Below are 16,406 nucleotides of genomic sequence, written 5' to 3' on the forward strand. Positions count from 1 at the left end.
GACGCAGTTCATGATGGCTACTTATACATCACAGAAACTGGAGAATTTATGACTTTTGGTTGTTGCCAATTAGCGAAGTTATCTGTGTGGTTGTTTCCTATTTGTTTGGTGTGAGCTAATATCAATTCGTCTCTCTGATGCCAAATAGTAAATATTTGCTCTCTACCATCATTCAGGGTATCTACATCAATTTGGTAAAAATCATGGATACGCTGTAATTTCAAGCCTAATAAGTTTAACAACCGACTGAGGATTTTTATCCCTGTTATACTATTTTTGACTCTGATGAAGTCAATACCTAATACTCTTTTAATATGCTTACTGTGTTGAAATACTATGTCCTTCAACCAGATTAGCTTCGGGTCATCTTCTGTAAATTTGGCATCACTTTCAAGAAATTGCAACATCCCCAAGGCTCTCATCGCCTCTATTTTCACTGTGTAGATTTTTAAATCTGGTAGGAAAACTTTGCCATCACCTAACGACAATTGTTGATGCCATTCTTGTTGGTCTCTCAGGTGGAAATATTCACTTTCATGGGTGAGATAATAGTGAATTAATAGTTGAGAATAGTATCCTTGATCATCCTTAATTTTTAGTAGGGGGGTGATAGGAATGCCGTAGCGTTGTCTGAGATGATATTTTTGAATTTGATAGCGTTCGGCATCAGTTAGAGAATGTTGGGAAGCTAGCTGCTCATGTTCTACATAATCAATATCTTTAGCATTGGCAACATTAATTGCGGCTACTAGTTGATTCTCTTGTTTAATTTTTCTAATTTGACGCTTAATTTCTTTACCTTTTTGGCGTTTTTCTGACCATTCTTTTTGAACTTTGACAATTTCTAAGACTAATCTTCTCCGAGTGGCTAAATCTTGAGGATCAGTTGCTAAGAAAGCTAACCTTAAATCTCTGACTATATTGTTATGAATTGCATTACTCCTGAGCCGGATTTGATGACCATCGTTAGTCAATCCCTCCTGCATGGCTTGGCGATAGAGGCGAAGAGAAGCATTGACTCTGGCTGATAATTTAGCCCAGGTACGCAAATGCACAGGGTCATAAACTAGAGGTAAATCAACATCTATTTTATGCAGGGGGCTAAGTAAGGCGAGGTTTTCTTTTTGATTTTCTTGATACCAATTAGACAATAAACGATAGTTGGTGCTACCACTACCAATTAAACCAATTCCCCGTTTAGCACACCAAACAATGCGCGGTATATTATCTCTAACTCTAGCTAATGCTTGTCGTGCTTCCGCATCAGGAATTACGCCTTGAAAAATGCCATACACCCTATCAAAATGTTGGACATCAATACTAATACCTGTGCCTAAGCTGGGGGTAACAAAGAGAGTCTGATATTCAGTAATTTTTTGGTTAATTGCTGGAACAAAATCAACAGCTGCATGACCTGGAGTGTTAGTTGTTTGGCTATTAATTACTAAAGTTTTAGGAAACTGATAGCGCAGTTTTTCTAAACGTTCTTTGAGATAACGCTCAATAGTTTCGCAACTATATCGACCAGCACGGCTATCGGTGGTAACGTAACATTTACGCCCTGCTAATAAATCTAACTCTAATTGCTGAATTAACGGTATGGGGTTAGGAGAATCATAAAATGTCACATCCCAACCACGTTGGGGTTGCCATTGATTAACTAATATCCACGGTGCGATTTTACAGCCTGCTAAACTTTGTAAATAATCTAAGGAGACATCTGATAAATCGGCATCTTGGGCAATCACTAAACCGCCAGTTGATATGACAGTAGCAATTAATTCTTGGAATAATTTAAGAATTCTGACACGCTTATGTTTGCAAGTGCTGCTATTGAGCAAATGCCATAAAGATTGCTCTACTTCATCTAAAATAATAATGCCACCTTGCCAGTTTTCTGGAGCCAGCTTCCAAATAGAATCAATACATAAACCTAAAGAATGATTTTGAGGAGATAAATCATCATCATTACTAGCGAGATTTTCATGATTACCTAATCCCCATTTTATCCCGACTTTTTCACAGAGGAATTTGCCTAATTGAATCCGATGGGTGATTAATAATACGGGTTGATTTCTAGTTTTAGCTTGTTGGACTACTGTTTGTAATGCAGTAGTTTTACCTGTACCTTTAGCTGATTTGACTCCCACTAGTCCAGATGTAGGAAAAGCTATTTCGCCTAAGTAGGGACGGTTGATAGTGAAAGCAGGGGGAATAGTTAGTTCTGTATGGGGTTTAATTTCAGCGAGATAAATTTCTAAATCTAGACTCCGACGATAGGCTTTTTCAAAGGCGATCGCACCTTTAGCTATGATCAAATCATCAACGCCTTTTTCTGGCCCCGGTAGGGTAATAACTTTGACGGGACATTTTTGTTCTTGAAATAAACAACCTAATTGGGTAATGGCATTGCTAACGGCTGCTACTTTTTGCGGTTGAGTTTCAAAATCAAAACAAATATATACAGTTCGTTGCATCTGTGCAAATACATTTAAATCGGGAATCAGTTGACGGTTGATAACTTTGCCAAATTTATCTTTGACAACCCGATAGCCACTGGTAATTCCTGGTACGGCTATGGCTGCATAGCCTTGCGTCAAGAGGGTGGCGGCTTTTTTGACTCCTTCACAGATGATGATGGGTATTTGATTTTCTAATACCCATTGCCAAAACCCGACGGCTTCACCTTGTTCGTTGCTGGTGGAATGGTTGGGGATGGCAATATTGTAACGTTGGGAGACTTGCTGCCAAATATTCCATGTCACCCGCAGACAAAATATCCTGGTAGGTGTGCTGGGGGGATGTTCGTATTTGATGGTTTTACCATTTTGATTGGTGCGTGGTTGGTTGGGTTTAAAACAACCCCACTCCATCGGTTCCCAATGATGGAGAGGATCTAAACCGGAACACCACCAACCACCTGTGGTGACATGACTGTAGCGTTGCAACCAACCACTTGTCACCATTCCTGTGTTCGTGCGGGGGAGATGTTCGGAAATTAAGAGATATTCGTAGGCTGCTGCGTCTTGGAGAGACTGGAAATTTAGTTGTGTCAAGTCTAAATCTATACCACTACGCTTGACTAATTCTTCAAGGTGTTGTGGGTGTAAGTCTGGCAGATACATGGGGCAACCGCGAACGGAATAAGGATGGATTTAAAACTTAGCACGCCTTTCTTGTTTTTTCTTAGCGATTTTTATCAGTATTTGATGATATTTTTATTACTTCGTTGTCCGAAATACATCGGTGATTCCCATACTGAGGCATTTTGTGAGAATGTGGTGCTGAAGTAATAAGCCTGTATTGTAAAAATAATTACTATTAAATTATATTTTTCAGTATTATTACATTTGTGGGATGAATAGCACAAACTTCTAAGCTTTGTCAATCAAAGTTTGTCAAGATATTGAGATAAGCGATCGCAATCACCATATATATTCTTCAGATACAAGAAAATATCTCCACATACTGAGGAAAATCAGATAATTAAAGATGAATTGACATCAAAAAACTATTTTATTGTCAGTGTTAGCAAATTAGCTAAGTCATATATCTTACTAAAAAATCAACAGAAAAAATAAGCAGCAACAAACGGTATAATGTCGCAGGATTTTACTAACAACCCAGACATGAAAAACATCCGCAAACGTCGGTTATCTAAATTACTGAAAATATTTGTAGTTTTAGTGTTAGTGCTGGGGTTATTGTTAGGATCTTTTTTGGGTTATACAATTCGGCGTTCTTTTCCTGTAGAAAATGGAGCGATCGCCATTTCTGGTATAAAAGCAGAAGTGAGAGTGCAACGGGATCAATGGGGTGTACCTCATATTTATGCAGCTAACTCCCACGACTTATTTATGGCGCAGGGTTACATCCATGCCCAAGACAGATTTTGGCAAATGGATTTTTGGCGGCATATTGGTTCTGGTAGATTAGCAGAAATGTTTGGTGCTTCGCAATTAGATACAGATAAATATCTGCGAACTCTAGGCTGGGCAAGGGTAGCGCAACAAGAAATCCAGTCAATGGATGCACAGATGAAAGCTGATTTGCAAGCCTATGCTGATGGTGTAAATGCCTATCTGCAAACCCATCAAGGCAGTGCATTAAGTCTAGAATATGCAGTATTAAAATTACTCAATCCTAGCTACCAAGTCGCACCTTGGGAAATTCTCCATTCCCTGACTTGGGGTAAGGTGATGGCTTACGATTTAGGCAGAAATTTTCAAAGCGAAATTGAACGTACTGTTTTACTAAAAACCCTCACACCTGAACAAGTCGAAGAACTTTTTCCCGCCTACCCCCAAGATTTGCCTGTGATTTTGCCGGAGTGGCAAACAGGAAAAACCACCCCAAAAGTAACTCACAAACCTGTAATTACTGATGTCGCAGAAATTGCACCAACTTTAGAAGCCATGACTCAACCAATGTTGGCACTAGAAAAACTCATTGGGGAAACCGGAGTTGGTATTGGTTCAAATAATTGGGTAATTGCTGGAAAGCGCACAGCTACAGGGAACCCCATGTTAGCGAATGATCCCCATTTAGCGGTGCAAATGCCTTCAATTTGGTACGAGGTGGGTTTACATTGCACCACTAAAAATGCTGAATGTCCTTACAATGTAACGGGGTTTTCTTTTGCGGGGATGTTGGGGGTAATTGTCGGACATAGCGATCGCATTGCGTGGGGTGTGACTAATGTACAATCCGATGTGATGGATCTATATATAGAGAAAATCAACCCCGATAACCCCAATCAATATGAAGTTAATGGCAAGTGGGTAGACATGAAACTCGTACCAGAGACTATTCAAATTGCTGGTAGTCAACCCCTTGTCCATACAGTCCGCTACACCAGACATGGGCCGATTCTTTCTGATGTTGTGCCTAATTTAAAACAGTTTCATCAAGCAATCAAATTACCCCAAAACTATGTTGTGGCTTTGCGGTGGACAGCATTAGAACCGACAAAATTAGTCTACTCAATTCCGCAAATGAATCGCGCTCAAAATTGGCAAGAATTCCGTGCTGCTGCTCGTAATTTTGATGTGCCTGCACAAAATTTAGTCTATGCCGACGTTGATGGTAATATCGGTTATCAAATGCCAGGGAAATTCCCAATTCGTACTCAAGGAAATGGACGCTACCCTGTTCCTGGTTGGACTGATGAATATGAGTGGCAAGGTTATATAGACTTTGAAAAATTACCTTATAGCTTCAACCCATCCCAAGGTTATATAGCTACTGCCAATAATTTAGTTGCTCAAGAATATCCTTATGTAATTACTACAGATTGGGTTTATGGCTATCGCGCCCAGCGCATTGTGGAGATGATCGAAAAACAAAATCAGCCGATAGCTTTAAAAGATGTGGAGAAAATTCAGGGTGATAATCTCAATTTAAATGCCCGCAATTTAGTGCCGTTGCTGCAAAGTATGGTTTTTGATGATTCCAGATTAAAAGCTGCTCAAAACCTTCTACAAGACTGGAACTTGCAACTAGACATGACATCATCTGCGGCGGCTTTATTTGAAGTATTTTATAAACATTTGCTAGCTGCAACATTTCATGATCAATTATCAAGAGACTACTTTCCGAATGGGGGCGATCGCTGGTATGCTGTTTTGCAAAATCTCATCCAACAGCCTAATAGTAAGTGGTGGGATAATACTAAAACTACCCAAGTAGAAACCCGTGATCAAATCTTCCAACAAGCTTTTACAGAAGCTGTAGAGGAATTAGAAACTATTCAAGGGAAAACCCCGCAAGCTTGGAATTGGGGTAAATTACACACCATTACATTTCGTAACGCTACCTTGGGAAAATCTGGTGTGGCTTTGATTGAATCTATATTTAATCGCGGTGCTTTCAGTACAGCAGGAAACGGTGAAACAGTGAATGCTAACCGTTGGCGAGCGAATGAATCCTTTGAAGTGACTGATATTCCTTCACTACGCATGATTGTCGATTTAAGTAATTTGGATAATTCCTTGGCTATTCATACGCCTGGACAGTCTGGTCATGCTTTCCATAAACACTATGCTGATATGATTGAGCCTTGGCGCAATCTCAAATATCACCCCATGCTTTGGGAGCAGAAAACCGTGACAACGCAAGCGACAGCAATATTGAGATTAACACCAAAATCCAGCGATTAATTTTCGTGAGTAAAGTTTTTTCTCTCATCTACGGAAAAACCATCACGGAAGATGTATATCTAATTTAACTTTTTTCGATTTCAGTGTAATTCCATACACCTCTGAAAAAGAATGAAGTATAAAGTAACAGGGCTAAAAAAGTCAGAAGCGAAACTAGCGTTGACTTATATTTTTGTAAACTCATTGTTTTATATGCCCATTTTTACGGAAATCTCGCTGGAGAAATCACAACATATGTCACTTACGCTGAAAAAAACTGCTACCCTTTCTCTTGTAACTGCGATCGCATTATTATTTGCAGGATGCGGAGAAAGTAAAGTTGCCCAATGTAATAAAGTGATCACAGTAGCTAATAAAGCCGCAACATTAGGTCAACAATTTGGCAAAAATCCCAATTCTTCCAAGGGGTCTAAAAGCTTAACTGAACTTGCTACTAAGATAAATGATATAGGCACAGAAATGAAAGCTGTGACAGTTAGTGATGAACAATTAAAAGGTTTTCAGGGACGCTTTCTCACACTCTATCAAGATATCAGCAAAGGTTTAAATGATGCAGCTGCGGCTATAGATAAAAAGAATATCCGGGATGCGAATCGCTTTTTAGTGAGCTTACAAAAGAGTAGTGTGGACGAAAGTACAATTGTCAAAGAAATTAATACTTACTGTGGTGCTAAGTAGACATTGTATTTGTCTTTATAATACTTCTAATGCCCCAGTTTCTTGGAGAGACTGGGGTGTTTTTATTTGTTAGGGAATGGGGATTGGGGATTGGGGAAATTTGAAAATAATTTGTCTTCTTTCCCCATAATCAATACATCAAGTAATTATTTTTAGTACCTTCTTTTTCAAAATATCAATTAATTTAGCATCCATATATTCAAATTCGTCTGGTATATCTAAACAGATAACTCTCTTATTTTTTAAGAATGGCTGAAATTTTTGTGCTAGTTTAATTTTATGTGATTTTTCCATGACAAAAATAATATCAGCCCACTCAATAGCCTCTGTAGATAGTGGTACTTCTGCATAGTGATCCAAACCTGCGGAATCTGTTTCTATACCTTCGTACTCAGCAAATACAGCTTCCGCCGTAGGGCTTCGCAATCGATTTTGACTACAAATAAATAACAGTTTTTTCATTAATTAAATTATATAGGAATCAGCTTTGATTCGGTGAAATTGTTTGCGTAGGAAGGGGACAGGGAAAGGGGAACTCTTAACAGGGAAGAAGAAATAAAAGTGTACTTAGCTTCGCAAAAATCAAATACGAGTCCTATGTAGGATTTGGATTCGATGATTAAATATGCTGGCATCAACCCTATATTACGCAGGTAATTAAAGCGGAACGGCTTAAGTGTGAAGTTTTTCCTAAAACTTAAACTACTGGCTATAGCCATGTTTAAAAACATACTTGATTGGGAAAAATATATACAGGGCAGAAAATTAGAGGTAGGTTGATGAAAGTAAGTTTGGCTGGATTTAGCTTCATTGGCGCAATTTTCATATCTGTCATTTACAACATTAGTGTTCAAGCTCAAGTTAGTCCCGATAATACTCTCAGAACGACTGTTAAGGGTATTGATAATTACACAATTACTGATGGCACTCGTGTTGGCAATAATTTATTTCATAGCTTCAGCCAATTCTCTATTCCCAGCAACGGCTCTGTATTATTCGAAAATACTAATGATATCCAAAATATTTTTAGTCGGGTAACTGGTGGTGATATTTCTCATATTAGAGGTGAAATCAGTGCTAGGGGTACTGCCAATTTATTCTTACTCAACCCAGCTGGGATTATTTTTGATGCCAAAGCTAGCTTAAAAATTGGTGGTTCATTTTTTGGCACAACTGCTAGTAGCATCAAATTTGCTGATGGTGCTGAGTTTAGTGCTGTGAATCCCAATGCCAACACATTGTTAACTATCAGCGTGCCAATTGGCTTGCAAATGGGCAGTAATCCTGGCTCAATTAACGTTTATGGGTCAAGATTAGCGATTCCAGCCAAAAATACATTTGCACTTGTAGGAAACAACTTAACTTTTGATCAGAGTAGCATTACTGCTAGCGATGGCAGGGTGGAATTAGCCAGTGTCGCAGCAAACAACCTGGTGGGACTATCAACAAACACTACTGGATTTAGCTTAAATTTGAATGGTGTGAATCAGTTCCAAAATATCAACTTTAGTAATGCAGCCAGGGTTGATACAAGTGGAAACCAAGGTGGTGCGATCGCTCTCCAGGGACAAAAAATTACTCTGTCTGGCTCTTCAAGTATCACTTCCCACACTTTAGGCACAGACTCAGGGCAAGGTATTCTCATCAAAGCCTCCGAATCCCTGGAATTAATTGGTCGGCCAGCCCTCTCTAATACTATAATTGCAGCTTACTCCCAACCAACGGCTAGGGGAAGGGGTGGTGATGTGACCATTGAAACACCCCTTCTCAATGTTTTGAATGGGGCGCAAATTAACACCCGTGCTTATGGAATAGGTGATTCGGGCAATATTACAGTCAAGAGTACATTTGTCAACGTGATTGGGGAAGCAATTCATACACCGACTAAACGGCGATTTAGTGTAAGTACCCTAGCATCAAATACAATGGATGGTTCGCGAGGTCAGGGGGGTGATCTCGTCATTGATGCAGCACAAGTCAACATTCGAGACGGAGCTGAATTGCGTGCTACAGCTAGAGGTACTGGTGATGGTGGCAATATTATCGTGACAGCAAATAATTTGAGTATCACAGGTGAGACTGCCACAGGTGAACCTGCATTTTTGACGGGTATGAGTACCAGCATTCGTGAATACGCTACAGGTAGGGGTGGAGATATCATTCTGAATGTCGGTAAATTAGAGGTTTTAAATGGCCCTGGTATTCGTACAGGTACTTATGGTGAAGGCACATCGGGTGACATTATTGTGAATGCTGATGAAGTAACCGTGGGTGGTAGTTCTTCAACAGGCGTGTCTAGCAGATTTTTTGCCTCAACAAATGGTAACTATAATTTTGCGACTGAACAATTGATTAGTCTGGGTCAAGGACAAGGTGGCAACATTATTTTTAATGTTGGTAAGCTTAACTTACTTGATGGAGGCAGAATTTCCACCTCAACTGAAACCTACGGTCAAGCTGGAAATATTTCCATTCAAGCCAATTCCATTAATATTGCAGGTGTCAGTCAACTGCCGAGTGGTCAGTTGCTTTACTCGCTGGATGCTACCGGCCCTAGTGGGTTATACGCTTCTTCTACAGGCCCTGGTGTTGCGGGTTCGGTAAACTTGAGTACAGAGAAATTGAGTCTTGGCGATCGCGGCGAAATTGTAGTTAGCGGCAAAGGGACGGGAGACGCTGGTAATATGCTCATTCAGGCTAATTATCTGAATTTAGATCAAGCTAGCAAACTTTATTCTGAAGCCAATACAGGGGAAGGCGGTAATATTGACCTGCAAGTACGTGATCTCTTACTGATGCGTAATGGCAGTTACATCAGTGCAGAAGCAGGTGGTAATGGGGGTAATATTACAATTAACGCTCCTAATATTGTCGGTTTAGAAAACAGCGACATTATTGCCAATGCCGTGCAAGGAAGGGGTGGGAATATTGAGATCACAACTCAGGGAATCATCGGGTTGCAATATCGCAATCTGCTAAATCCTAGAGAAGTTGTCACCAATGACATTACCGCTAGCTCTCAATTTAACGTCAATGGCACTGTGCAAATTAACCATATTGGTGTTGATCAGAATTTTGGGTTAGTAGACTTACCAGAAAATTTCACCGATCCATCCCAAAAAATCACCAGTGGTTGTGCTGCTAGCACTGATAGTAGTTTTGTGGCAATAGGAAGGGGTGGTGTCCCCAAAAATCCTAGTGAGGATATTAGGAGCGATCGCACTTGGTCTGATATGCGTGATATCTCTCGATTCCGCACAACACAACAAGTACAAGCTCCAATTGCCAAATCAGCAGAAGTTCCGGTGCAAGCTACATCTTGGCATCGTAATCACCAAGGTAAAATTGAATTAATTGCCGATCAATCTTCGATGAATTTGCCACCATCATTAACTTGTGCGGAGGTTTTGAATACAAGTTTGCACTCAAACTAAAGCGGTTGGCGTTGCTGATGAGTGGGATGATTGATATTTCGCACATACCGCTAATGCGGAACCGCTTGCGGTAGGCGCAAAGCCTCAAAAAATCGGTAGTTTACTTTGCTAGAAAAGCTTAATTCATCCCGCATTTATGCAACGCCTAATTTTGAATTTTGAATTTTGAATTTTGAATTCGGAGCTTATTCCCACTCATCAAGCTCATGATTGGTATTACGCAACAAGGAGGTGATTTGAGTACGGTGGGTTTCAAAGTTAGCGGCGATGGAAATCAAAGCAATACCGACTAGCAATCCGACAACCCATTTTAGGAAGGGGTAGCGCAAGCTAAATATTACTAGTTGATAAATACTGGTGAATAAGAAGCTAATTGTCCCAACGTAAAGGAATGCCCGTATCCGCAAAGCTAACCCCACAAAGATGAAAGCTAGTGCCGAGGCTCCTGCTATTAGGGGTGTGTGTTGATAAAATACGATCGCCCAACCACAAATTAAACCACTACCGATGACTCGGAAGGTGTGACGGGCGAGTTTATTTTCTGGTTGTCGCAGTGCAGGATCAAATTGAGCGAGATACAGCAGGGATAAACCAATCACTGTCACATACCATAGGGAATCATACAGGCGTAAACTATGTAACCACGAAAATAACGCCCAATCTATCAACACCACACTAATATATGTAAAGCGGATATTTTCCCTTAGCTTGGCGAGTAAAATATAGTACCCAGCCGCTATCACTAAGGTAATGGGATAAACTGCCAGCCTAGTTTCTGTGAGAATCACTAAGGGGAAAATATAAGCGGCTAACCGCCAAGGTTTTTGATTCCAACCCCAACGTTCCCAGGGAATCAGGTATAAAAAGTAAGCGAATACGCAAGCGATCGCCCCATTCCACGGTACTAAGGGGCCAGTTAACCATTGTCCGACGGCGGTTTCTCGCCAATAAACTCTCATCCCCGCCACTAAGAGGAAGCCAAGGTAAACCCACAAGTCGGTGACAGGAATACGACCAAAGACGGGGGGTTGATTAGCATTAGTGGTTTGTTTCCCTTGTAATAGGGCGTAGGCAATTAAAAATGCCCCTGTTCCTAAACCCACCAGTCGGTTAACTACAATTGGTTGGAAAATTGCAGCCATCAGTAAGCAACTACTCCAAACCCAATGTAAATGGGCAATTTCTTGGAGTTCGCGCCGACTGAGGCGTAACCACGTTACTAACCACGGAGTCAGAACCCGATAGAGGGACATGATTCCAGTTCCCAGGGTAGCCATTGCAATTAAACCATCGCCCAAGCCACCGCCGGAGGCTTGTAACATTTGGTAGAACAGCAATTCATAGGCAGAAACAGAAATGCCGATAATCCCCAAATACAGCAGGGGTTTTAACTCGCGGTTGCGTCGTCCAACACCGACGAAAATTAACGCTACACCTAAAGAACACAACCCAGACCAATTAGTAAAGACATTTACCCTGAGCAGGACACTAAATACACCATAAATGACTGGTAAAACGTGGAAACTGCTGGGAAGTTTAGTTAGTTGATGTCTACGCCGCCACCATTCGCCGAAAAGTTGGGAGAATAAACCCAAGGCAATGTTAGCAATGGCAACCCGAATGATAGAGTCTCCGCCGAAGCTTAACACCTGGGTAACTAATAATTCTACACACCAACCAATCCCATAAAATGCCCAGTTTGTCGGTTGTCGCCAACTGCGATAAACAATGGCGACTAAGGTAATAGCGGTGGCGATTAAATACCAAAATCCAGGGGTGAAACCTACATAAACAGAGGATGAATAGAGGGTGAGGAATAATAACTCTACAGTACATAATGCGATCGCCCATTGGTCACAAGCGGCGGCATAAATTCCCCCTAAAGTCGGCGGCAAATCCTCGTCTGTATTGACTTCCCCATGCCCGATGCCCCATGCCCGATGCCCCAACCATAAGGTTAAAATAGCGATCGCACATACAATCAACCATCCTGGTCTAGCTAGGCGCGGTAAACCTGGAATCCCTTCCCACAGTAACGCTGCGATGAAGCTTAAACCAAAACCAATGGTGATGGCGGCAAATTTTTGCTGGCGTAGATGGCGAGTGTTGACATACATCACACCAGTCCCCACCGCTAAACCAATTAACTGTATTCCTGGTAGGGGCAGGGTGAGTAACTGTGCCACAAATATAGCGATGACGGCCGATAAGCTATTTTTAGTGCGGTTTTCAGCTGTGCGACTAGCTAAAACCGTGAGTGCGATGGGTGTAGTTAACCAAATGACTCCCCAATAGTCTTGAGATTGAAAGTTTGGGGTGCTGTCTGTGCCGAATATCAGCCATTGCAGTAGTAGCGAAGGTATACCCTCAAAAGCTTCTAGGACTGCTTGAGCATTTGTCCACAAAGTCAAGAAACTCACCGCCGCCAGGAAAAATCCCATGTGCCATGCGCTTTGTCGCCAGATGTTTTGACCTAACCCCCTAACCCCCTTCCCTACAAGGGAAGGGGGAATATTAGCTGGTTCTGTATTAAGCAGACAAAATCCCCACTCTCCCAGCATCAGTATTAATAAAATACTTGCCCACAGATGCAATGCTAAATTCGGTAGTAGCCAATTAATGACTGAGCAGAATGTCAGCATTCCCATTGTGTGAGTTAGATACACCAAGGGGACAGGAACGGGAGAACGCCGCTTGCTGACTACTGCCAGAGTGATGGTAGAACACAAGAAATTGAGCGATCGCAAGGTAGGATTAACGGTAGCGATCGCAGTTAAACAAGCTCCGAATACCAGGCTAAGAAATTCGCTAAATTTGGCTAAATCTCGCTTCTGGGCTGTGTTTAGAGTCTCTGTCACTACCACCATGAACACGAGGTAGGGAAATAACACGACACTCAATAAAGCCCAAGGTTCATTTTGCGACTGGGTAAGTTGCGTTCCCACGGTGATAGCCAACTGCTGTAACCCAGAGGGAACTAACCGCCAACCCAACCAAATCGCCTGTAAACCAATAACGAACAGTAAGAATAAATCAATGTGTAAGCTATATCTGTACAGTCGGGCTGTCACCACCCACAAAGCCAGTCCACTCACCGCTATAGCTTGGGCTGGATGATTAAATACCGCCACCAACCAACCCAAAAATAGTAAAATTTCCCCAAGTCTTGCCCAAATTGCATCTAATTTAATTACAGGTGCGCGGTTTTCCTCATGCTCCCCTGCTCCCCTGCTCCCCTGCTCCCCTGCTCCTCTCTGCTGCGTTAACCAAGTTCCTAACCAACCACAAATTCCAATTGCTAAACCTAATTGGGTGACATCCACCCTAGCAACAAATATGCCTCGTGTTAACAGGAGTAATAAAGCGTAAATAATGACAGTTGTATATAAATTAATTCCTAATCCTGATGCTTGTTGGGGTGTGGGTTGCTGGCGACGATGCTGATACAACGTCAAGATAGTTGTACCTACCATTGCCACGTAAATCGCCGCTAGGGGAAATAATGGTAATTGCCAACCCCAATGCAGGTAAATTAATCCTAAAATATTGACGATAGATAGATTGCTTCTGGGTTGATTTATTAAAAATGTGCGATTTTTACAAAGTAGAACCGTAATTACCGTTAGAATAGGAGCAGCGATCGCCACTGTCAACCAATCTAGAGGATTACGCCACAAACCGAAGCTATCCATAGCCCAAAAGTTGACCGGCACTAGCAACAGAGTCACAATCAGCAAAGTCTGTGCTGTCAACCTCAAGTTATTTTGTTTACCAGCCCAAAAGCTTAAACCCCAAAAACTCAAAGTATAAGCAAATAAAACTCCATATTGTCCAGAAGCGGGGAATCTCTCCCATTGGCTAGCCGCCAAGACTCCAGAAGAGAGGACAACCAAAAATACACCCAAAAACAGCAGCCACCGCACACTTAACTCTGCGCCCAAGGATTGCAACATTTGGCTAAACACACTGGGGCGTGCTGGTGGTTTTGGTGCTTTTTCTTCCTCTGGAAGATAAGCAATTAATGATCTTTCTAGTCGTGTCGTGGATACGGGGACTCGCTGTGGTTCAGGTTCAACTACAGGCTGTAAGTTGACACGACAGGAGAGATATTCCCGACAAATTTGTTTGACTTGGGTATCGGAGATTAAACCCAAGTGCAACCACATATCCAAACCCGTCAGTAGTTCGGGGTGGTTAGAGGAGATTTTTAAGTCGATTTTTTGAGGTGGATGCTCAAAAGGAGGTGACATAAGCCGTAGGTAGCACAGTATATACCTCAATCATCATGGTCTTCGGGTATAGTTACGCGATCGCTATGCCAGTTATTTTACTGACTAAGATAGTGCTGAGTGCTGAGTAACGTTAGCGTAGCGCGGCGTTTAGCTGGTGCTGAGTGTTGAGTAATGAGTAATGTTAGCGTAGCGCGGCGTTTAGCTGGTGCTGAGTAACGAGTAAAGCGTCAGGGGAGATTACTTCCCTATCGCTCGTAATGACGGAGTTACGTTATTTTTACGTAAGTCCTGTTAACCTTGAGCATTGGTCATTTGCAGATTCATACCGATAATTATTAAATTATTTGTGTGATATTTGGCATAGCTTCCAGGTATGGATTATTGTTTTTGGTTGCTATATATAAGCAAATTAAAATATTAAAATAGATGAATATATGAGTGAAATAATAGTAAAATCAATTGCATCTAACATCTTTCCCAAAGGAGATTATGTCTCACCAGGATTAGCCACAGTTAAACCAGATTCATGTTTTCCTCATATGATTTTAGGTAATAAATATGATTCTTCTTGGTTTTACTTACGGCGGAATATTCCTCATAACTTTTATGTGGATAAACGACGGACTGGTGTAGGCTTTGTAAGTCGAGATGAAGCACATATTCTCTACAACACCGCTTTAAAATTTCAGGGAAAAAAAGCTTTAGAGATAGGATGTTGGATGGGTTGGTCGGCTTGTCATTTAGCTTTAGGGGGAGTTGAGTTAGATGTCATTGACCCGATGCTATCTCAAGATTTATTCTCTGAAAGTGTGACAGATTCAATCAAGCTAGCAGGTGTCCGAGAATCAGTAAATCTCATACCAGGTTATAGCCCCCAAAAAGTGGAAGAGATAGCTAATAAATTACAACGTAAATGGTCATTAATATTTATAGACGGTCATCATGAAACACCCGCACCACTAAATGATGCAATAATTTGTGAACAATTTGCAGAACCAGATGCGTTAATTTTATTTCATGATTTAGCGTCTCCTGATGTGGGCGCAGGTTTGGATTATTTAAAGGCGAAAGGCTGGAAGACAATGGTTTATCAAACTATGCAAATTATGGGCGTTGCATGGCGAGGAAATGTTGAGCCTGTTATCCATCAGCCAGATCCGACAATTAATTGGCAATTACCACCCCATTTACATGATTATCTTGTCAGTGGTGTAACTCCTGCCATAGCCACAGATAAGTTTTTATCAATGCTTAAAGCCATTCAACCCTATACTTTTCTAAGTAAAGCACAGCTATTTTCACTTTACAGTCAAGTGCAACAAGGGTATGATTATTTGTTCTGGCTACCCAAGATTTTCAGACAGGCGATCGCAAATCAAAAACAGCAAAAGTCACAAGTCAAAAATTCCCCAAACTAACTTAGCTTATAGCTTAATAATTCCACATCAAACTACACAAAGAGTCTTGCTAAATTAAGAAAATATTTATGATTTATATTTAATTCTTTGACAAAAATTCTAAGCAGATGCTTATTAACTGTTCCCGCGCTCAGACTTCTCTCTGCCTCCCTTTCCCTCTTTTAACCATTGTTTCAATAATCAAATTTTTTATGATGTAATATTACGATGAATCAACTAAAGTATTGACAAAATTCATCGAAGAGATAAAGTATATGTTGGCAAGCAAAATCACAACTTTTTGCCAGCATCAAATAGCATGAAACACAAAACATACTACTTAATGTATTACCAGTGATGATCTACAAGTTTTGATTGGTTGTATTTGTAGTCAGAAACTTATTATTGATGGTGTCTACTCCTTTTGTAAGGAGTAATTAAGACGGTTTATTAAGTAACACCTGGTAAGTTTTTGTGTTAAATGATAGTAAGTTGAGTGGATTCTTT

General features: G+C 41.0%; 7 protein-coding genes. 4 read left to right on the forward strand and 3 right to left on the reverse strand.

Annotated features, from left to right (window positions below):
• Nucleotides 1–17: 17 nt before the first annotated feature.
• Entirely contained in the window at nt 18–3,125 is a 3,108-nt protein-coding gene (locus ACQFX9_RS27865) for a plasmid replication protein, CyRepA1 family (RefSeq protein ID WP_427159764.1), read from the reverse strand.
• Nucleotides 3,126–3,599: 474 nt separating this feature from the next.
• On the opposite strand from ACQFX9_RS27865, the gene ACQFX9_RS27870 reads away from it, so the two are divergent.
• Together ACQFX9_RS27870 and ACQFX9_RS27875 are read left to right on the forward strand one after the other, a co-directional pair.
• A complete protein-coding gene (locus ACQFX9_RS27870; protein WP_427159765.1) occupies nt 3,600–6,158 on the forward strand; it encodes a penicillin acylase family protein in 2,559 nt (852 codons plus the stop codon).
• Between the two features lie 111 nt (nt 6,159–6,269).
• Nucleotides 6,270–6,836, forward strand: coding sequence for a hypothetical protein (locus tag ACQFX9_RS27875; protein ID WP_427159766.1), 567 nt, complete (start codon nt 6,270–6,272; stop codon nt 6,834–6,836).
• A gap of 138 nt (nt 6,837–6,974) precedes the next feature.
• Here the strand turns inward: ACQFX9_RS27875 and ACQFX9_RS27880 are convergent, their stop codons facing one another.
• Nucleotides 6,975–7,298, reverse strand: coding sequence for a low molecular weight protein tyrosine phosphatase family protein (locus ACQFX9_RS27880; RefSeq protein ID WP_427159767.1), 324 nt, complete (start codon nt 7,296–7,298; stop codon nt 6,975–6,977).
• 317 nt (nt 7,299–7,615) lie between these two features.
• Here ACQFX9_RS27880 and ACQFX9_RS27885 point away from each other — a divergent pair, with 317 nt between their 5' ends.
• On the forward strand, nt 7,616–10,270 hold the full coding sequence (locus ACQFX9_RS27885) for a filamentous hemagglutinin N-terminal domain-containing protein (RefSeq protein WP_427159768.1): 2,655 nt from the start codon (nt 7,616–7,618) through the stop codon (nt 10,268–10,270).
• A gap of 185 nt (nt 10,271–10,455) precedes the next feature.
• On the opposite strand, the gene ACQFX9_RS27890 is transcribed toward ACQFX9_RS27885, so the two are convergent.
• Nucleotides 10,456–14,520, reverse strand: a complete 4,065-nt coding sequence (locus ACQFX9_RS27890) for a DUF2157 domain-containing protein (protein ID WP_427159769.1) — start codon at nt 14,518–14,520, stop codon at nt 10,456–10,458.
• A 416-nt stretch (nt 14,521–14,936) separates the two neighbouring features.
• On the opposite strand from ACQFX9_RS27890, the gene ACQFX9_RS27895 reads away from it, so the two are divergent.
• Nucleotides 14,937–15,920, forward strand: a complete 984-nt coding sequence (locus ACQFX9_RS27895; RefSeq protein WP_427159770.1) for a class I SAM-dependent methyltransferase — start codon at nt 14,937–14,939, stop codon at nt 15,918–15,920.
• Nucleotides 15,921–16,406 lie beyond the last annotated feature (486 nt).

This window comes from Aliinostoc sp. HNIBRCY26 (assembly GCF_050235535.1).
Classification (GTDB): domain Bacteria; phylum Cyanobacteriota; class Cyanobacteriia; order Cyanobacteriales; family Nostocaceae; genus Trichormus.

Coding starts and splice junctions, on each gene's coding strand:
- ACQFX9_RS27865 (WP_427159764.1), bottom strand. CDS start 3,125: ATGTATCTGCCAGACTTACACCCACAACACCTTGAAGAATTAGTCAAG.
- ACQFX9_RS27870 (WP_427159765.1), top strand. CDS start 3,600: ATGTCGCAGGATTTTACTAACAACCCAGACATGAAAAACATCCGCAAA.
- ACQFX9_RS27875 (WP_427159766.1), top strand. CDS start 6,270: ATGAAGTATAAAGTAACAGGGCTAAAAAAGTCAGAAGCGAAACTAGCG.
- ACQFX9_RS27880 (WP_427159767.1), bottom strand. CDS start 7,298: ATGAAAAAACTGTTATTTATTTGTAGTCAAAATCGATTGCGAAGCCCT.
- ACQFX9_RS27885 (WP_427159768.1), top strand. CDS start 7,616: ATGAAAGTAAGTTTGGCTGGATTTAGCTTCATTGGCGCAATTTTCATA.
- ACQFX9_RS27890 (WP_427159769.1), bottom strand. CDS start 14,520: ATGTCACCTCCTTTTGAGCATCCACCTCAAAAAATCGACTTAAAAATC.
- ACQFX9_RS27895 (WP_427159770.1), top strand. CDS start 14,937: ATGAGTGAAATAATAGTAAAATCAATTGCATCTAACATCTTTCCCAAA.